The sequence below is a fragment of the Leucobacter sp. USCH14 genome (assembly GCF_037619215.1).
Lineage (GTDB): Bacteria > Actinomycetota > Actinomycetes > Actinomycetales > Microbacteriaceae > Leucobacter.
The window spans coordinates 1-18,642 of the sequence record NZ_JAQPZP010000020.1 but is presented as its reverse complement, the minus strand read 5'-3'; the positions used below and the strand labels follow the sequence as shown (position 1 = coordinate 18,642).

Here is an 18,642-nt window from a genome sequence, read left to right as displayed (position 1 = left end):
ACGATGACCTTGCGCAGGCATACCGGGAATGGCTCGAAACAAGCGCCCCTTCGAGTTGACAACAATAGGAGCATCATCCGCTGCCCGAACTTCTCCCGGTTGCTAGGCTCGCCGTATGACCCTCCCAGAAAGCTGGATCGCTCACCGCAGAGAGGACCGCGAACTCGTGGGATGGATCGATCCCGTCGACGGCGGGTTCATCCCGTACGATCTGCTGGGCCGCCCGCGAACGTCGGCCCCCGTCGATTGGCTCGCGGCCGAGGAACTGCTCGAAGAGCTCGGCATCGGATATCTTGCCGACGTGTACGCACTGCTCGCCGAAGACGGCGACTGGATTCGTACTCGTATCGTCGAGGTCTCGCCGGCGGGCATCGGCGTCAAGGAAGACGACTTCGGCGATATCGGCGCGGCCGTCTCCACGTATCGCGTGCCGTTCCCGATCGATGACCGGCTCGTTCCGCTGGCTGAAGCTCCGGGACCGGTCCGCAGCCGCTTCCTCTGATGCCTGGCCAGGCGATGCCCGGGCGCGTGACCGAAGGGTGGCCGACCGCTCTGTCGATCGCAGCGGCCATCTGCGTCTGCGCGATGGCGCCGACCTGGTTCGTGCTGCACTGGATCTGGGCGGGCATCGCCCTCGGCGTCGTCGGTCTGGGTCTCGCAGCCCTCGCGGGTCGGGCGCGGGGCGAGCGCACGGGGCCCCGCAGCGACCAGAGCCCGCGCGTTGCGGTCGCCGACCGGGCCGATCCTCGCCCGCCGTCGCTCCTCCGCGACCTCTCGCTCATCGTGATGGGACTCGGCGTCGTTCGCCTGATTCCGCTCGCCGCGCAGCTCGACAACTGGTCGATGGTGAAGTTCACCCTCGCGCTGGGCGGCGCTGTCGCGGTGCCCTACGTCGTCTCGCGCTTCGTCTACCGGGATCGGGCGACGAGCTTCCCCTGGCGCGGCGCGGGTTCCGCGCGCGGCGAGCGCTGGGGGCCGTACCACTGGGCCTGGCTCGTCGCGGTGATCGTACTCGCCTGGCTGATCCTGCCGTGGTACTTCATCACCTCCGGCGTCTATCAGAACTGGCCCGTCGTCGATACGCCCGACCTCATCGCGCGACTCTTCATCGGCGTCGGCGCCGTCGGCATCTGGGACGAGCTGTTCTTCATCTGCACGGTGTTCGCGGTGCTGCTCAGGCACTTCCCCGTCTGGATCGCCAACCTGCTCCAAATGATCGTCTTCGTCTCGTTCCTGTGGGAGCTCGGGTATCGCTCGTGGGGCCCGATCCTCACCATTCCCTTCGCGCTCGTGCAGGGCATCATCTACCTGCGCACGCGATCCCTCTCCTACGTCGTGACCGTGCACCTGCTCTTCGACGCGGTCGTCTTCGCCGTGCTCGTGCACGCCCACCAGCCCGAGCTCTTCGACTGGTTCCCGACCGCTCCGGCCCCGTAGTCGCCCGCGGCCCGGAGCGCCGCGGTTATTCGGCCAGCAGCGTCGCGATCCGGCGCACCGCGAACTCGTACCCCTGCACGCCGCAGCCGACGATCACGCACGCGGCGATGTCGGAGAGGTAGGAGTGCCGGCGGAACTCCTCCCGCGCGTGCACGTTCGAGATGTGCACCTCGGCGGTGGGGAGCGCGACTCCGGCGACGGCGTCGCGGATCGCGATCGACGTGTGGGTGAATGCGCCCGGGTTGATGATGATCGCCGCGCAGTCCTCGCGCGCCTCGTGGATCGCGTCGACGATCTCGCCCTCGTGGTTGCTCTGCATCGCGCGAACGTCGAGCGAGAATTCTGCGGCCATACGCGCTACCAGCGCCTCGACGTCCGCGAGCGTATCGGTGCCGTAGACCTTCGGCTCGCGGGTGCCGAGCAGATTGAGGTTCGGTCCGTTCACCAGCAGGATCCGTCGGGTCATCATGCGCTCCTTCGCTCGGGCACGGCGGGTACGGCCGTCTCCATCCTACTGTCCGGCACGCATCCGCTTTGCCCCGGGCCGCGGCCCCGACTACCGTTATGGGGTGACCGAGCAGCAGCCACTTCCGCACAAGAGCTTCGACCCGACGACTTTCCGGAAGAAGCCGGTGTCGTTCGTGCGGCGGAGCGGACGCATGACTCCGTCGCAGGAGCGCGCGTGGGCCGATCATCACGAGAAGTACGTGCTCGACATCGCGCACGGCCCCGCCGCGACGAGCGTGGCGGACGGCGAGCGCGGCGATCCGGAGCAGATCTTCGGGCGCACGGCGCCGCTCGTCGTCGAGGTGGGATCGGGGCAGGGGCACGCGATCCTGCACGCATCGCAGACACGCCCCGATACGAACTTCCTCGCGATCGAGGTGTTCCGGGCCGGGTTGGCGCGCACGATCATTCGTGCGGAGGTCGCGGGCGTCGAGAATCTGCGTCTGGCCGAGGTGAATGCGCCCGAACTGCTCGAGAAGTACCTGCCCGAGGGGTCGGTCGACGAGATCTGGGTGTTCTTCCCCGACCCGTGGAAGAAGGTGCGGCACCACAAGCGGCGGCTCGTCAATGAGGATTTCGCCCGCATCGCCCTCCGAGCGCTGCGCTCCGGAGGCGTGCTGCGCCTCGCGACCGACTGGGAGAACTACGCCGAGCACATGCGCGAGGTGCTGGACGCGGCGGACGGCTTCGAGCGCGACTTCGCGGGGGAGTGGGCGGATCGCTTCGAGGGGCGCATCCTGACCGCATTCGAGGAGAAGGGCATCGACAAGGATCGCCGCATCCGCGACCTGACGTACCGCCGCGCGCAGCGGTAGCGTGGAGGCATGAGCGGGGGCAGACTCACGGACTGGGCTGGATCGCTGGGCCTGACGGCGCCGATCGTGTGCGCGCCGATGGGCGGAGTGGCCGGCGGGCGCCTCGCGGCGGCGGTCTCGCGCGCCGGCGGCCTCGGCATGATCGGCATGGGGAGCGCGGGCTCGGTGGCCGCGCTCGAACGCGAACTGCGCGCGCTCGAGTCCGGGGCGGGCGTCGATGGTGCCCCGTTCGGCATCGGCCTGGTGGCCTGGGGCATCGAGCGGGATCCCGAGCTGTTCGAGCGCGCGCTCGCCGCCCGGCCAGCGCTCGTCTCGGTGAGCTTCGGCGAGTGGAGCGGGCCGAGTGTCGACACGGCGTGGATCGAGCGAGTGCACGCGGCCGGTGCGCAGGCCGTGACCCAGGCGGCGACGGCCGACGAGGCGAGGCGGGCGGCCGACGCGGGCGTCGACGCCGTCGTGGCACGCGGGAGCGAGGGCGGCGGTCACGGCCATCACCGGGAACCACTGCACGCACTGCTCGCGTCGGTCGTGCACGCCGTCGAGGTTCCGGTGCTCGCGGCCGGCGCCATCAGCACGGCGCGCGACGTGGAGCGGGTGCTCGACGCCGGTGCCGCCGCGGCGTGGGTGGGTACGGCGTTCGCCGCTTGCGAGGAGGCGCTCACCTCGACGGGCGCCCGTGAGTCGCTCATCCGCGGCACCGCAGACGACACGCTGGTGACACGGGTGTACGACGTCGCGCTCGGGCGGCCGTGGCCGGAGCGCTTCCCCGAGCGGCTGCTGCGCACGCCCTTCATCGACCGCTGGCACGGGCGCGAAGACGCCCTGGCGAACGACTCCGTGGCCCGAGCGGAGTTCGCGGCGGCTGCGGAAGCGGGCGATCACGCGATCGTCCCGGTCGACGCGGGCGAGGGAGTCGGCAGCATCACGCGGGTGCGCCCCGCCGCGGAGGTCGTCGCGCTGCTCAGCTGAGGGCGCACCTGCGAGCGGGGTCCCCGTCGGTGCGTGTCGGGCGCGCAACACGCACCAGAACTGACCCCGCTCCGAAAGTGGCCCGCCCGGGCGCGCAGCGATCACTGCCGGGATAGGAAGCCGCGCAGCAGCGCGGACGATCCCTCGACGTGCTCGAGCATCGCCTCGGCCGCCGACTCGGGGCGGCCGGCGAGGATCGCCGCGACGATCGCGCGGTGCTGGTCGTTCGAGTGGACGATGTTCGGCTGCAGCACCGGGATCTCCTCGAGCAGTGCGTTGACCCGCGTGCGAAGATTCGCGACCAGCGGCACGAGACTCGCCGACCCGGAGAGTTCGGCGATCAGCAGGTGGAGGCGCGAGTCGAGGCGGCGGTACGCTGCCGCCTCCGATGCCGAGCACTCCTCGAGCGCGTGCGCGAGCGCCGCGCGATCCTCTGCGGAGAGCTCGCGCCCGGCGGCTTCCCTGGCCGCTCCCACCTCGAGCACCCGTCGCAGCGTGGTGACGTCTTCGACCTCGCCGGCAGCCGGGGCGGTCGAAGCGCTCCCGAACGTCGCATCCGGAGGAATCTGCTCGACGACGAATGTGCCCCCGTACCGACCCCGGCGAGAGACCACGTACCCCGCCTCGGCGAGCGTCGCGAGTGCTTCGCGCACGGTATCGCGACTCACCTTGAGCATGGTGGCCAGATCCCGCTCCGCGGGCAGCCGCTCGCCGGGGCCGATCATCCCGAGGCGTACCGACTGGAGCAGCCGCTGCATCGTCTCCTCGTAGGCGTTGGTCGGCCGAGCCGCTCGGATGAGCAGCTCGATCCCTTCAGCCGACCCGGTCACGTGCGGCGCCTCAGAGCGGCGTCGTGTAGGCGCTGGTCAGCCCGCCGTCGACGAGGAACGTCGAGGCCGTGATGAAGGAGGCGTCGTCGCTCGCGAGGAATGCGACCGAGGCTGCGAGCTCCTCCGGCTGCGCGAAGCGACCGACGGGCACGTGCACCAGGCGTCGTGCGGCGCGCTCCGGATCCTTCGCGAAGAGCTCCTGCAGCAGCGGGGTGTTCACCGGTCCGGGGCAGAGCGCATTCACCCGGATGCCCTGACGGGCGAACTGCACCCCGAGTTCGCGTGTCATGGCGAGCACGCCGCCCTTCGACGCGGTGTACGAGATCTGCGAGGTGGCCGAGCCCATGACCGCGACGAAGGAGGCGGTGTTGATGATCGAGCCGGATCCCTGCGCCGTCATGTGACGCAGAGCCGCCCGGGAGCAGAGGTAGACGCTCTTGAGATTCACGTCCTGCACCTTCTCCCACGCGGGCAACTCGGTGATCTCGATCGAGTCGTCGTCGTCGGGGGAGATGCCGGCGTTGTTGAACGCGATGTCGACCGAGCCGTATTCACGAGCCGCCGTGTCGAAGAGGTGGTTCACCTGGGCCTCATCGGTCACGTTCACGCGGACGAAGAGGCCGCCGACTGCTTCCGCCGCCGCCGCGCCGCTCGTCTCATCCATGTCGCCGATGACGATGCGCGCACCCTCCGCGCGCATGCGCTTCGCCGTTGCGAGGCCGATGCCGCTGGCGCCGCCGGTGATGACGGCGACCCTGCCGGCGAGACGCTGGGTGAGATCGATGGGGGTGATGTCGCTCATGGGGAATCCTTCGGTGTGGGGGTGATCGGGGAGCGCGGCGGTCACTCGCTCGCGAAGAACACGTTCTTGGTCTCGGTGAAGTGCTCGGCCGCGTCCGGCCCGAGCTCCCGCCCGAGGCCGGACTGCTTGAAGCCTCCGAACGGGGTGGTGTATCGCACGGACGAGTGCGAGTTGACCGACAGGTTGCCGCCTTCGACGCCCCGGGCCACGCGGATGCCCCGCCCGAGGTCCGAGGTCCAGATCGACCCGCTCAACCCGAAGTTCGAGTCGTTCGCGAGCTGCACCGCGTCCGCTTCGTCATCGAAGGGCAGCACCGATACCACCGGGCCGAAGACCTCGTCGGTGGCGATGCGGGATCCGCGTTCGGGGGTGACGACTGTGGGAGCGAACCAGGCTCCCGGACCGTCGGGTGCGGAGCCGCGGAACGCCACTCGCACATCGTCGGTGAGGAATGACGCCACGCTCTCGCGGTGCTGCTCGGTGACGAGCGGGCCGACCTCGGTCGATTCGAGCGTGGGATCGCCGACCTGCACGCCCTGGACCGCCTGCTCGAAGTGCTCCATGAAGCGGTCGTACACGCTGCGCTGCACGAGCAGCCGGCTGCGCGCGCAGCAATCCTGGCCGGCGTTGTCGAACACCGAGTAGGGAGCGGTGGCGGCGGCGCGCTCGATGTCGGCGTCGGCGAAGACGATGTTCGCGCTCTTGCCGCCGAGCTCGAGGGTGACCCGCTTCACCTGCTCGGCGCAGCCGGCCATGATGCGCTTGCCGACCTCGGTCGAGCCCGTGAAGACGACCTTGCGCACCGTCGGGTTCGTGACGAATCGCTCTCCGACGACGGAGCCGCGGCCGGCGAGCACCTGGAACAGCCCCTCGGGAAGCCCCGCTTCGAGGGCGAGCTCGCCGAGTCGGAGGCTCGTGAGCGGGGTCCACTCGGCGGGTTTCAGCACGACCGCGTTCCCTGCGGCGAGCGCGGGAGCGAAGCCCCACGAGGCGATGGTCATCGGAAAGTTCCAGGGCGTGATGACTCCGACGACGCCGAGGGGCTCGTGGAACGTGACATTCATGCCGCCGGCCACGGGAATCTGCTGACCGATGAGGCGCTCGGGCGACCCCGAGTAGTACTCGAGTACATCGCGCACGTGCCCCGCTTCCCAGCGGGACTGGGTGATGGGGTGGCCCGAGTTGGTCGTCTCGAGGTGCGCGAGGTGCTCGATGTCGGCGTCGACGGCGTCGGCGAAGCGACGCAGCACGCGTGCGCGGTCGACCGGCGCGACAGCCGCCCAGTCGCGCTGGGCTCGAGCCGCGGCATCGATCGCGGCGTCGGTCGCGTCGACGTCGAGGTGCGCGATCTCGGTGACGGCGTCTCCGGTCGCGGGGTTGATGACGGTGTAACTCACGGCTGCTCCTTCGATGCGGGCTCGGGCGGCGGAACGGGGAAAGGGGCGGCGACGGCGTGCTCCGAACGGTACCGCGCCGCGGCGGCGACGAGACCTGAGAACAGGCGGCGATCCTCGCGGTTCTCCTCGGGGTGCCACTGCACGGCGACGCCGAAGGGCATCGCGTCGATCTCGATCGATTCGATGATGCCGTCAGCAGTGCGGCTCGTCGCGGTGAGTCCGTCGGCGAGCACATCGATGGCCTGGTGGTGGTAGAGGTGGGCGCGGGCGCTACGGTCGTCGCCGAGCAGGTCGCCGATGCGCGATCCGGCATCCACTTCCACATCGATCTCCGTGAAGACCCCCTGGCCCGCCTGGTAGCGGTCATCGCCGACGAGGTCGGGCAGGTGCTGGATCAGGGTGCCGCCGAGCTCGACGTTGATGACCTGGGCGCCGCGGCAGATGCCGAGGAGGGGCAGCTGCACCTCGATCGCGGCGTCGAGCAGTGCTGCCTCGAAGGCGTCGCGGTCGGTGCGCGGAGCTCCGGTGCGCTCGTGGGGGTCGGCCCGGTACCGTGCAGGATCGACGTCCGCCCCGCCCGAGAGGATGAGCCCGTCGAGCCGCGACACGATGGCGCGGGCGATGTCGCTCGTGACCGGCTGCGGAGGCAGCACGATCGCCACGCCTCCGACATCCGTGACCGCGTCGAGGTACACCTGCGGGAGAAACGACGCCGGGACGTCCCACACGCCCGTCTGCGCCTGTTCCAGGTAGCTCGTGACCCCGATGAGCGGCGGCGCGCTCGCCGCAGCGGGCGTCGGGCGCGTGTCAGAGTCGTTCGAAGCCACGGACCCGCTCCCAATCGGTGACGGCGGCGTCGTACGCCCGAATCTCCACGCGCGCCGCGTGGGTGTAGTGCTCCACGACCTCGTCGCCGAAGATCTCGCGCGCGAGCGCCGACTGCTCGAACAGGTCGGCCGCCTCGCGCAGGGTCGTCGGCACGCGGGCGACGTCGCTCGTGTAGGCGTTGCCCCGCAATGGCTCGCCGAGCTCGAGTTGCTGCTCGATTCCCGCGAGGCCGGAGCCGAGCATGCCGGCGACGGCGAGGTACTGGTTGACGTCGCCGCCCGGAACACGGTTCTCGACGCGCATCGCCTGTCCGCGCCCGACGACGCGGAGCGCACAGGTGCGGTTGTCGTGACCCCATGCGACGGCGGTCGGGGCGAAGCTCCCGTCGACGTACCGCTTGTACGAGTTGATGTTGGGGGCGTACAGCAGCGTGAACTCGCGCATCGCCGCGAGCTGGCCCGCGATGAAGTGGCGGAACGTCTGCGACATCCCGTCCGGAGCGTTCTCGTCCGCGAAAACCGGGTCGCCCGCGGTCGAGCGCAGGCTGGCGTGCACGTGGCAGCTGTTGCCCTCCCGCTCGTTGAACTTCGCCATGAACGTGATGCTCTTGCCGTGCTTCTCGGCGATCTCCTTCGATCCGCTCTTGTAGATCGAATGGTTGTCGCAGGTGGGGAGCGCGTGCGTGTAGCGGAAGGCGATCTCCTGCTGACCCAGATTGCACTCGCCCTTCACGCCCTCGCAGTACATGCCGGCGGCGTCCATCGAGTTGCGGATGTCGCGCAGCAACGGCTCGATGCGCGTCGACCCGTGCAGAGCGTAATCGGTGTTGTAGTCGCTCGCGGGGGTGAGGTCGCGGTAGCCGGATCGCCACGCGCTCCGGTAATCGTCGTCGAAGACGAGGAACTCGAGCTCCGTGCCGATGTAGGGCACGAAGTCGTGCGCGGCGAGGCGGTCGATCTGACGCTTGAGGATCTGCCGTGGCGACACGGAGATGGGGGAGTGGTCGCTCGCGAGCGTGAGGTCGGCGACGACGAGTGCGGTGCCGGGCAGCCACGGAGTGCGGCGGAGGGTGTCGAGGTCGGGGATCATCGCCATGTCGCCGTACCCGCTCTCCCAGCTGGTGAGCGCGTACCCGTCGACCGTGTTGAGCTCGACGTCCACGGCGAGCAGGTAGTTGCAGCACTCCGCGCCGTGCTCCATGACGTCCTCGAGGAAGAGCCTGGCCGAGACGCGCTTGCCGACCAGACGGCCCTGCATATCGGTGAACGCCACGATCACGGTGTCGATCTCGCCCGCGGCAACAGCTTCGCGGAGTTCTTCGGGGGTGAGATTGCCGCTCGCGGGGATCATGTGCGCTCCTGGTGCTCGTCGTCGAGGTGAGAATGCTGGTTCGAGCCCGCCCTATCTGCGCGCTGCCGTCGCCGAAAGGTCGGTTTCAAGACCATTACATCACGAGGGCCTGGTGCGAATGCAACTCTCGACGCATCGCGGTTGCATAAAGGTTGTTGCAAACCACCAATAGATCGCTATAGTCGGCAGTGGCGCATTGCTCAGCCGATTCCCAGCGTCGGGCATCGCAACGCAGCATCTCGTATCCATCACACCGTAGTGAAAGAGGTCGACATGGCCAAGGACACCTTGAAAGTCTCGGGTGCCACGTACACCACCGCAGAGTCGGGGTACTTCGAGAAACGGAAACTGAAGCGCGCGGCCGGGGTCTGGGGCCTCTGGGGCCTCGCCGTCGGCGCCGTGATCTCGGGCAACTTCTCGGGGTGGAACTTCGGCATCGATGCCGCCGGGTTCGGTGGCATGCTCATCGCCTTCGCGATCCTCGTGGTCATGTACTACGGACTCATCTTCTCCATCGGCGAGATGGCGGCTGCGATGCCCCACACCGGCGGCGCGTACTCGTTCGGCCGCGCGGCGATGGGGCCGTGGGGCGGGTTCGTGACCGGCCTCGCCGAGACCATCGAGTACGTGGCCACCACGGCGGTGATCGTCTACTTCTCCGCCGGCTACGCGAACGGCGTCACCGAGGGGCTCATGGGCTTCAGCCTGCCGACGTGGCTCTGGTGGATCATCCTGTACGCCGCGTTCGTCGGCCTGAATACCGCCGGTGCCGCGATCTCCCTGAAGTTCGCCATCATCGTCTCCGTCATCTCCATCGGCGTGCTGGTGCTGTTCGCCGTCATGGCGCTCGTGAGCGGCGCGATGGACTGGGGCAGCCTCTTCGATATCGAGCCCGACCCCGGCCAGAGCCTCTTCCTGCCGCACGGCGTGCTGCCGATCCTCTTCGCGATGCCGTTCGCCATGTGGCTCTTCCTCGGGATCGAGGAGCTGCCGCTCGCCGCCGAGGAGTCGCACGATCCGGTGCGCGACATCCCCCGCGCGGGGCTCTGGGCCCGCGGCACGCTGATCGTCACCGGCCTGCTCGTGCTCGTGCTCAACACCGGCGTGCTGGGTTCGGAGACCACGGGCGTCGCGGGTGAACCGCTGCTGGACGGCTTCCGCGCGATCCTCGGCGACGATCTCGTCTGGGTCGCCGGGCTGCTCGCGCTCTTCGCGCTGTTCGGCCTGCTCGCCTCGCTGCAGGGCATCATGTTCGCGTACGGGCGCAACATGTACTCCCTCTCGCGAGCCGGCTACTACCCCCGATTCCTGTCGCTGACCGGGAGCCGGCAGACGCCCTGGGTCGCGCTCATCGCGGGCGCCGTGATCGGCCTCGCCGCGCTCGTCACCGTCGAGCTCACCGGCGGCGACAGCGGCGTCGGCGGAGCGATCGTGCTGAACATCGCCGTCTGGGGCGCGGTGCTCGCGTACTTCATGCAGATGGTCTCCTTCGTGATTCTGAGGCGCAAGTTCCCCAACGCGAAGCGCCCCTACCTCAGCCCCTGGGGTGTGCCGGGCGCCGTGATCGCGGCGATCATCGCAGCGCTCGTCTTCGTCGGCTTCCTGCTGAATGAGACGTTCCGCCCCGCGATCATCGCGATCGTGATCGTGTACATCGCGGGTCTGCTGATCTTCGGCGTCTACACCCGTCACCGCCTCGTGCTCTCACCCGAGGAGGAGTACGCCGTCTCCGGAGGCCTTCACGGGGACCCGCAGCGCGAGGGCTACGGCGGCGCGGTCGAAGAGGAGTTGCTGGCCATGGATGGCAGAGACGAGGATCGCTGAACCCGGTGCGGGGCGGGCGCTCGCCCGCCCCGCACCGGCGCGAGTGCGAATCACTCGGACCGGGATGCCGCCGCTCGGATCGCTGCGGCGAGGTCGCGGGGTCTGCTCCACATCGGCCAGTGGCCGGTGGGAAGGTCGACGACGTCGACACGGGTGAAGTTCGCGACCTCCGCGAACATCGGGTGACCGCCCTCGGCCAACTCCATCACCTGCTCGCCCGAGATCGAGCAGCACACGAGGGTCGTCGGAACCCGATATCGTTCCGCATTCACCAGCGCGACAGGCTGACGAAGCACTGAGGCGGGTTCAGGGACAGCCCTCGCGCGGAATCGCTCGAGCACCTCGGTGCTCAGGCCGTCAAGGCTCGCTTGCTGCCCGAGTTCATCGAACGTCGGGAGCGGCAGCTCTTCCAGGTCGGCCGGAAGATCAGGAGCGAACGCGGTGCCGTCCGCCACCGGGCCGGAATCGACCCAGATCACGCGAGCGACGAGGTCGGGGTGGCGGTCGAGGACGAGCGTGACGGGAAGGTTGGCGCCGCTGTGAGCGACGAGAATCACGGGTCGGTCGGCATTGCGAGCGATGACGTCGCGGATCGCCGCTGCCTGATCCTCGAGCGTCTTCGACGAGCGATCGTCGTCGTTCGCGTCGAGTCCGGGCAGCGTCATGGTGATGCACTGAGCGTGATCGGTCGCGAGGTGCTCGAGGACCTCGTTCCATGCCCAGTCGCCGAGCCAGTGACCGGCGATGAGCACGATGGGTGGGGTGTGTCGTGAAGTGGTCATGCGCCCACTCTCTCAGCGCGGCCGGACAAGGGGGTGGCACTATTTATGTCATGAATTTTCGGGAGGTGAACAGTGAAGCGAACTGAACGACTTCACGCCCTGTCCGAGATGCTGCGTCGCAGTGGCAGACGGGGCGTATCTGCCGAGCGGCTCGCGCGCGAGTTCGAGGTGTCGGTGCGAACCGTCAAGCGCGACCTCGATGCGCTGGAGAACAGCGGCGCGGCGGTCTGGTCTCGCCCCGGGCCGGGCGGTGGCTACGGGCTCGCCGAAGGAGCGACGCTTCCCCCCGTCACTCTGTCTCCATCGCAGGCTGTGGCGCTCATGGCATCAGCGTCCGCAGCATCCGACGCTCCCTACGCAGATCTGGCTGCAGCCGGTATCCGAAAGATCATGGACGTCCTCGATCCGAAGACCCGAGCACAAGCCGACGAACTGGCCCAGCGGATATGGGTCAACGCCCTTCCGGCTTCCTCGCGCGTCACGAGATCAGCGCTGGAGGAGGCGATGGCGGAGCAACGAGTAGTCCGCATACGCTACACATCGCAGAAGGGCACCAGGACCACTCGCGATGTCGAGCCCGTGCTCTTCGCTTCCACGAGCGGACGATGGTACCTGGTCGGCTGGTGCCGTCTGCGCTCCGCAATGCGATGGTTCGCGGTATCGCGGATCGAGAAAGCCAGCGTCACCAAGATCGCGTGCAGCGGTCACACCGTCGACGAGGTCGGAGAACCGCCGAAGAACGCCAGACCGGTGCACGATGCTAGAGTGAGCGGACAATCGTGAATACCGGCCATCAAGTTGTGGCGGGAGAGTTCAGGGCCGAACGATTCAGCCCCGACGCCGTAGGAGCAATCCCTCCCCGGGAATCTCTCAGGCCCCCGTACCGCCTCAGCACGGCGACTCTGGAAAGCAGCGGACCCGCGTCCGCTCACCGACGGTGCAAGGGACCCGCTCGCGCGGCGACCGAATCTCTCAGGTTCCGTACAGAGCGGGGAGGATCCCAGTTCAACCGCGCGTTCGCGCGCGACAGCCCTCGGAGATCCTCGTGACAGCCCTCCCCGCACCCCGCACGTTCCCCGATCGACACATCGGGGTCACCGACCCGGCTCACATCGAGACGATGCTCGCCGAGCTCGGCTACGACTCACTCGACGCGCTCGTCGACGAGGCGGTTCCCGCCTCCATTCGGAAGACCGAGCCACTCGACCTGCCTCCCGGACGCAGCGAGGAGGAGATCCTCGCCGACCTCCGCGCGCTCGCCGCGAAGAACATCGTGAAGACGCAGATGATCGGCCAGGGATTCTTCGACACGCACACTCCACCGGTGATCCGGCGCAACGTGCTCGAGAGCCCCGCCTGGTACACGGCGTACACGCCCTACCAGCCCGAGATCTCGCAGGGGCGCCTCGAAGCCCTCCTGAACTTCCAGACCATGGTCGCCGACCTCACGGCACTGGAGATCGCGAACGCGTCGATGCTCGACGAGTCCTCGGCCGCCGCTGAGGCCGTGCTGCTGATGCGACGCGCCAATCGTGCGCCGTCCACTGCACGTGCCGTGATCGACGCGAACCTCTTCCCCCAGACCATAGCGGTGATCCGGGGCCGTGCCGAGGCGCTCGACTTCGAGGTCGAGGTCGCCGATCTCTCGCAGGGACTCCCCGAGGGCGACATCTTCGGCATCGTGCTGCAGCAGCCGGGGGATGACGGAGCGGTGGTGGACCACCGCGCCACCATCGCGGAGGCGAAAGAGCGCGGCGCGATGGTCACCGTCATCGCCGACCTGCTCTCGCTCACCCTCATCGTGCCTCCCGGTGAGCAGGGCGCCGACGTCGCCGTCGGCAACACGCAGCGTTTCGGTGTGCCGCTCTTCTTCGGAGGCCCGCACGCCGCGTATCTCGCGGTGCGGAAGGGCCTCGAACGCGCACTGCCGGGTCGCCTCGTCGGGGTGTCGAAGGATGCTGCGGGGCGCGCCGCGTACCGTCTCGCCCTGCAGACCCGCGAGCAGCACATCCGCCGTGAGAAGGCGACGAGCAACATCTGCACCGCGCAGGCGCTCCTCGCGATCACGGCCTCGATGTACGCGGTCTACCACGGCGCCGACGGATTGACCTCGATCGCTCTGCGTACCCACGGGCACGCCCGCGCGATCGCCGCCTCGCTCGCAGCCGCCGGGATCCCGCTCGCAGCGCACTCGTTCTTCGACACGGTGCGGGCGGCCGTTCCCGGGCGTGCCGACGAGATCATCGCCGCCGCCTCGCAGCACGGCATCAACCTGCGGCGCGTCGACGCGGATACCGTGAGCGTCTCGACGGACGAGACGACGAGGGCGGAGCACGTCGAGGCCGTCGTCCGCGCGTTCGGCGCCGTGCCCGGAGACCCCTCCGAGGCATCGGAAACGGAAACGCCCGGAGCCGTCGCCCTCGGCTTCGACGCCGCGCTCGCGCGGTCGAGCGACTTCCTGACGCACCCCGTGTTCACCTCGATCACCTCCGAGACGCAGATGCTCCGGTACCTGCGGCGTCTCGCGGATCGCGACCTGGCGCTCGATCGCACGATGATCCCGCTCGGCTCGTGCACGATGAAGCTCAACTCCACCGCTGAGATGGAGGCGATCTCGTGGCCCGAGTTCGCCGGCATCCATCCGTACGCTCCCGCCGATCAGACGCGGGGCTGGCGAGAACTCATCGCCGACCTCGAGGCGCGCCTCGTCGAGATCACCGGCTACGCGGGCATCTCGCTGCAGCCGAACTCCGGTGCGCAGGGCGAGTACGCCGGTCTGCTCGCGATTCGCGGCTACCACCGCTCGCGAGGCGACGACCAGCGCACGGTGTGCCTCATCCCCGCATCGGCGCACGGCACCAATGCGGCGTCGGCCGTCCTGGCCGGAATGCGCGTGGTGGTGGTGCAGAACACCGAGACGGGGCACATCGACCTCGCCGATCTCTCGGCGAAGATCGACGCGCACCGCGATGAGCTCGCGGCCATCATGATCACGTACCCGTCGACGTACGGGGTCTACGACGACGACGTGCGCGAGGTCTGCGACCGCGTGCACGAGGCCGGCGGCCAGGTCTACATCGACGGAGCGAACATGAATGCGCTCGTCGGCCTCGCGCAACCGGGTCGGTTCGGCGGCGATGTCTCGCACCTGAACCTGCACAAGACGTTCGCGATTCCCCACGGCGGCGGCGGCCCCGGCGTCGGGCCGATCGGCGTGGCGGATCACCTGCTGCCGTTCGTTCCGAACGACCCGACCGGTGCGTACTCGGTGAGCGGGGGAGTCCCGGTCGTCTCCACGCTGTTCGGCTCGGCCGGCGTGCTGCCGATCTCGTACGCCTACATCGCGATGATGGGAGCCGAAGGGCTCACCCGGGCCACGAAGACGGCGCTGCTCAGCGCGAACTACATCGCGTCTCGACTGACCGAGCATTTCCCGGTGCTCTTCACCGGTGCGACCGGACTCGTCGCGCACGAGTGCATCCTCGATCTCCGCGCGCTCACCGCGAAGTCGGGGGTGACCGCTGAGGATGTCGCGAAGCGCCTGATCGACTTCGGGTTCCACGCGCCGACGCTCGCCTTCCCCGTGGCCGGCACGCTCATGGTCGAGCCCACCGAGTCGGAGGACCTCGCCGAGATCGACCGTTTCATCGAGGCGATGGCGACGATCCGGGGAGAGATCGACGCGGTGATCGCGGGCGAGCTCGCGGTCGAGAGTTCGCCGCTGCGCCTGGCTCCGCACACCGCCGAGAGCCTGATCTCCGGCGAGTGGAACCGGTTGTACAGCCGTGATCAGGGTGCGTACCCCGTCGAGTCGCTGAGGGTCGACAAGTACTTCCCGCCCGTCGGCCGCATCGACGGCGCCTACGGCGACCGGAACCTGGTCTGCGCCTGCCCCGCCCCCGAAGCCTTCGAGAACTGAGGATGACGACGATGAGCACCCCGAAGCAGACCGCCTTGCACGCCGAGCACGAGACGCTCGGCGCCTCATTCACCGATTTCGGCGGCTGGGACATGCCGCTCAAGTACGGATCCGAACTCGCCGAGCATCGGGCGGTGCGCGGCGCCGCCGGGCTCTTCGATCTCTCGCACATGGGGGAGATCCGCGTCGCAGGGTCCGACGCCGCCGTCTTCCTGAACACCGCGCTCGTCGGCAACCTCGGCGCAGTGAACGTGGGTCGCGCGAAGTACTCGCTGATCTGCGACGATGACGGCGGAATCATCGACGACCTCATCAGCTACCGCCTCGCCGAGGACGTCTACCTCGTCGTGCCCAACGCCGGCAATGCCCAGGCCGTCGCGGCGGCGTTCGCCCAACGGGCGGCCGGATTCGACGTCCAGATCGACGACCAATCGGAGGAACTCAGCCTGATCGCGGTGCAGGGCCCGAACGCCGCCGCGATCCTGCAGGGCATCATCGCCGCTGAACAGCGCGAGCTCGTAACCGGGATGAAGTACTACGCCGCCGAGCAGGCCGTCGTGGCGGGTCACCCCGTGCTGCTGGCCCGCACGGGGTACACGGGGGAAGACGGGTTCGAACTGTACCTGCCGAACGTTGAGGCTGCCGATCTGTGGAATGCGCTGCTCGCGGCCGGGGAGTCGCACAGCTTGATCCCTGCGGGCCTTGCCGCGCGAGACTCACTGCGTCTCGAGGCGGGCATGCCGTTGTACGGCAACGAGCTTAGCCGCGATGTGACGCCGTTCGAGGCGGGCCTGGGTGGCGTCGTCTCGTTCGTGAAGACGGAACCGTTCGTCGGGCGTACCGCGCTCGAAGCCCGTCGAGATTCCACTCCCGAGTCGGTGCTCGTCGGTCTGCGCGGCGACGGTCGGCGGGCCGCCCGGGCCGGGTACACCGTGCTCGCCGATGGCGAGCCAGTCGGACGCGTGACCAGTGGTCAGCCGAGCCCGACGCTCGGGTATCCCATCGCTCTCGCGCACGTCTCGTCGCAGCACACCGCCCCGGGAACGCGCCTCGAGGTCGATCTGCGTGGCAGAGCCGAGGCATTCACCGTCGTGGAACTGCCGTTCTACCGCCGCACGCACTAGCCCTCGTCCCCTGAACCATCACCGAATCAGATAGGAAACCCGCACCATGAGCAACGTCAAAGCCGGCCTCCGGTACTCCGCAGAGCACGAATGGGTCACGAGCGACAGCCCCGCCGTCGTCGGCATCTCCGAGGTGGCCGCGGACGCGCTCGGAGAGATCGTGTACGTCGACCTGCCCGAGGTGGGCGCCACGATCGCGATCGGCGCCGTCGTCGGCGAGGTCGAATCCACGAAGTCCGTGTCGGAGATCTTCTCCCCGGTGGCCGGCGAAGTCGTCGAGGTGAACGACGCGGTCGTGGCCGACCCGGCGCAGTTGAACGCCGATCCGTACGGTGCGGCGTGGCTGTTCAAGGTCGCCGTCACCGAGGAGGGGCCTCTGCTCGACGCGGAGCAGTACGCGGCCGACAACGACGCAGAGGTCTCCGCCGCCTAGGCGCAACGGACTCCTCCCATGCCCGTCAGCGTCTTCGACCTCTTCACGGTCGGCATCGGCCCCTCCAGCTCGCACACCGTGGGGCCGATGCGCGCTGCGAGAGCGTTCGTCGAGCGCGTCGCCCGTGCAGACAGGACTGGCGGGGAGAGCGGACTGGACAGCGGAGACGGTGGGTCGAGCGAAGACGGCGGGCCGAGCGAAGACGGCGGTCTGGCCGCGGTCTCGTCGCTTCGGGTCGACCTGTACGGGTCGCTGGCCGCCACGGGGCGGGGGCACGGCACGTTCACCGCCGTGCTTCTCGGTCTCGAGGGCTTCGATCCCGAGACGGTGCTGCCCGAGCAGGTCGACGAGGCGCTCGCCCGGCTGGAGCGCACCGGCGAGCTGCGCATGGGGGAGCAGCTGGGCGAAGCCCCCGCGATCCTGCGCTTCGCCGTCGGCGACATCGTGCTGCACCCGCTCACGCTGCTCCCGCGGCATACGAACGGGATGCGCTTCTCGGTGATCGACCGCGCCGGCGAGACGATGTCGGAGGAGACGTACTTCTCCGTGGGCGGCGGCTTCGTCGTGCGCGAGGGCGCGGAGGAGTCGCTGCACGAAGGACGCGAGCAGCGAGCGGCACAGCAGCCGTATCCGTTCACGACGGCTGCGGAGCTGATCGACCATGCGCGTGGGGCCGAGCTCACCATCGCCGAGGTGATGCGCGCGAACGAGCGGACGCTGCGCAGCGACGCTGAAATCACGGCGGGGCTCGCTCACATCTGGGAGGTGATGGAGGCATGCAAGAACGCTGCGCTCGAGCGCAGCGGAGTGCTTCCGGGCGGCCTCGAGGTGCGACGCCGCGCACCCGAGTGGCATCGGCGGCTCTCGGAACACGACCCGGATCGTGACCCGGTGTTCTGGCAGGAGTGGATCAACCTCGTCGCGCTCGCCGTAAACGAGGAGAACGCGACGGGCGGTCGTGTGGTGACGGCTCCCACGAACGGGGCGGCGGGGATCATTCCGGCGGTGCTCTTCTACGCCACCCATTACGCGCCGGGCGCTCGGAGCTGGTCGCAGACGGAGCGCCGTGACGCGGTCGCCGAGTTCCTGCTCGCGGCAGGCGCGATCGGGGTGCTGTACAAGGAGCAGGCGTCGATCTCGGGGGCCGAGGTGGGGTGCCAGGGCGAGGTCGGATCGGCATCGTCGATGGCTGCCGCGGGTCTCGCCCAGGTGCTCGGCGGAACGCCCGAGCAGGTGGAGAACGCCGCGGAGATCGCGATGGAGCACAATCTCGGTCTCACCTGCGACCCCATCGGCGGACTCGTGCAGATCCCCTGCATCGAGCGCAACGCGATCGCGGCGTCAAAGGCTGTCAACGCTGCGAAGATGGCGCTCATGGGCGACGGCGACCACCATGTCAGCCTCGACCAGGTCATCGCGACGATGCGCGAGACCGGTCGGGACATGAGCGACAAGTACAAGGAGACGTCGACGGGCGGGCTCGCGGTGAATGTCATCGAGTGCTGAGCCGGTGTTCTGACGGGCGCTGTCGCCCGGTGTGTTCGGTCTGTTCGGGGTCATGAATGTCGGTGGCTGCATGTTGACTGGGGGCATGTTCTCCTTCTCGTTCGGTTCCGCCCCGGCGC

17 protein-coding genes and 2 riboswitches are annotated in these 18,642 nt (G+C 68.8%); of the genes, 10 read left to right on the top strand and 7 right to left on the bottom strand.

The genetic code is table 11. The features are described 5' to 3' along the window. The first annotated feature begins 115 nt into the window (after window positions 1-115). The gene (locus PQI23_RS13540) at window positions 116-502 is read left to right on the top strand and encodes a hypothetical protein (protein ID WP_339975426.1); all 387 of its coding nucleotides are present in this window, start codon (window positions 116-118) and stop codon (window positions 500-502) included. Window positions 503-516: 14 nt separating this feature from the next. Continuing rightward, entirely contained in the window at window positions 517-1,437 is a 921-nt protein-coding gene (locus tag PQI23_RS13535; RefSeq protein WP_339975428.1) for a CPBP family intramembrane glutamic endopeptidase, read from the top strand. A 25-nt stretch (window positions 1,438-1,462) separates the two neighbouring features. Here PQI23_RS13535 and aroQ read toward each other — a convergent pair whose 3' ends face one another. Beyond that, window positions 1,463-1,903, bottom strand: coding sequence for a type II 3-dehydroquinate dehydratase (gene aroQ, locus PQI23_RS13530; protein ID WP_339975424.1), 441 nt, complete (start codon window positions 1,901-1,903; stop codon window positions 1,463-1,465). Between the two features lie 103 nt (window positions 1,904-2,006). Between aroQ and trmB the strand changes: the two genes are divergently transcribed. Both trmB and PQI23_RS13520 read left to right on the top strand, forming a co-directional pair. Then, entirely contained in the window at window positions 2,007-2,759 is a 753-nt protein-coding gene (gene trmB, locus PQI23_RS13525; protein ID WP_339975422.1) for a tRNA (guanosine(46)-N7)-methyltransferase TrmB, read from the top strand. A 9-nt stretch (window positions 2,760-2,768) separates the two neighbouring features. Further along, entirely contained in the window at window positions 2,769-3,728 is a 960-nt protein-coding gene (locus tag PQI23_RS13520) for an NAD(P)H-dependent flavin oxidoreductase (protein WP_339975420.1), read from the top strand. Window positions 3,729-3,829: 101 nt separating this feature from the next. Here PQI23_RS13520 and PQI23_RS13515 read toward each other — a convergent pair whose 3' ends face one another. Genes PQI23_RS13515 through PQI23_RS13495 form a run of 5 tightly spaced genes read right to left on the bottom strand, consistent with a single transcriptional unit; the run spans window position 3,830 to window position 8,935 of the window. Next, a complete protein-coding gene (locus tag PQI23_RS13515) occupies window positions 3,830-4,558 on the bottom strand; it encodes a FadR/GntR family transcriptional regulator (RefSeq protein ID WP_339975418.1) in 729 nt (242 codons plus the stop codon). A gap of 10 nt (window positions 4,559-4,568) precedes the next feature. Beyond that, the gene (locus PQI23_RS13510; RefSeq protein WP_339975416.1) at window positions 4,569-5,360 is read right to left on the bottom strand and encodes a 3-oxoacyl-ACP reductase; all 792 of its coding nucleotides are present in this window, start codon (window positions 5,358-5,360) and stop codon (window positions 4,569-4,571) included. Window positions 5,361-5,401: 41 nt separating this feature from the next. Next, window positions 5,402-6,757, bottom strand: coding sequence for an aldehyde dehydrogenase family protein (locus PQI23_RS13505; protein WP_339975414.1), 1,356 nt, complete (start codon window positions 6,755-6,757; stop codon window positions 5,402-5,404). Continuing rightward, window positions 6,754-7,584: a gamma-glutamyl-gamma-aminobutyrate hydrolase family protein gene (locus tag PQI23_RS13500; RefSeq protein WP_339975412.1), complete on the bottom strand. Its 831-nt coding sequence runs from the start codon at window positions 7,582-7,584 to the stop codon at window positions 6,754-6,756. Before PQI23_RS13500 ends, PQI23_RS13505 begins: the two co-directional genes overlap by 4 nt. Next, a complete protein-coding gene (locus PQI23_RS13495) occupies window positions 7,565-8,935 on the bottom strand; it encodes a glutamine synthetase family protein (protein ID WP_339975410.1) in 1,371 nt (456 codons plus the stop codon). The genes PQI23_RS13500 and PQI23_RS13495 overlap by 20 nt, the downstream gene beginning before the upstream one ends. A 273-nt stretch (window positions 8,936-9,208) precedes the next feature. Between PQI23_RS13495 and PQI23_RS13490 the strand changes: the two genes are divergently transcribed. Continuing rightward, entirely contained in the window at window positions 9,209-10,759 is a 1,551-nt protein-coding gene (locus PQI23_RS13490) for an amino acid permease (protein ID WP_339975408.1), read from the top strand. Between the two features lie 50 nt (window positions 10,760-10,809). Here the strand turns inward: PQI23_RS13490 and PQI23_RS13485 are convergent, their stop codons facing one another. After that, window positions 10,810-11,541, bottom strand: coding sequence for an alpha/beta fold hydrolase (locus PQI23_RS13485; protein ID WP_339975406.1), 732 nt, complete (start codon window positions 11,539-11,541; stop codon window positions 10,810-10,812). A 72-nt stretch (window positions 11,542-11,613) separates the two neighbouring features. On the opposite strand from PQI23_RS13485, the gene PQI23_RS13480 reads away from it, so the two are divergent. From PQI23_RS13480 to PQI23_RS13460, 5 genes are all read left to right on the top strand, one after another. Further along, the gene (locus PQI23_RS13480; protein WP_339975404.1) at window positions 11,614-12,324 is read left to right on the top strand and encodes a helix-turn-helix transcriptional regulator; all 711 of its coding nucleotides are present in this window, start codon (window positions 11,614-11,616) and stop codon (window positions 12,322-12,324) included. Window positions 12,325-12,335: 11 nt separating this feature from the next. Next, window positions 12,336-12,437, top strand: a riboswitch (glycine riboswitch). Window position 12,438: 1 nt separating this feature from the next. Continuing rightward, a riboswitch (glycine riboswitch) is annotated at window positions 12,439-12,538 on the top strand. 48 nt (window positions 12,539-12,586) lie between these two features. Next, a complete protein-coding gene (gcvP, locus tag PQI23_RS13475; RefSeq protein ID WP_339975402.1) occupies window positions 12,587-15,460 on the top strand; it encodes an aminomethyl-transferring glycine dehydrogenase in 2,874 nt (957 codons plus the stop codon). A gap of 11 nt (window positions 15,461-15,471) precedes the next feature. Continuing rightward, window positions 15,472-16,584: a glycine cleavage system aminomethyltransferase GcvT gene (gcvT, locus tag PQI23_RS13470; protein ID WP_339975400.1), complete on the top strand. Its 1,113-nt coding sequence runs from the start codon at window positions 15,472-15,474 to the stop codon at window positions 16,582-16,584. 46 nt (window positions 16,585-16,630) lie between these two features. Next, window positions 16,631-17,017, top strand: a complete 387-nt coding sequence (gcvH, locus tag PQI23_RS13465) for a glycine cleavage system protein GcvH (protein WP_339975398.1) — start codon at window positions 16,631-16,633, stop codon at window positions 17,015-17,017. A gap of 18 nt (window positions 17,018-17,035) precedes the next feature. Then, window positions 17,036-18,523 carry an L-serine ammonia-lyase gene (locus tag PQI23_RS13460; protein WP_339975396.1) on the top strand — a complete coding sequence of 496 codons (1,488 nt, stop codon included), beginning with the start codon at window positions 17,036-17,038 and terminating at the stop codon, window positions 18,521-18,523. Window positions 18,524-18,642: the final 119 nt, after the last annotated feature.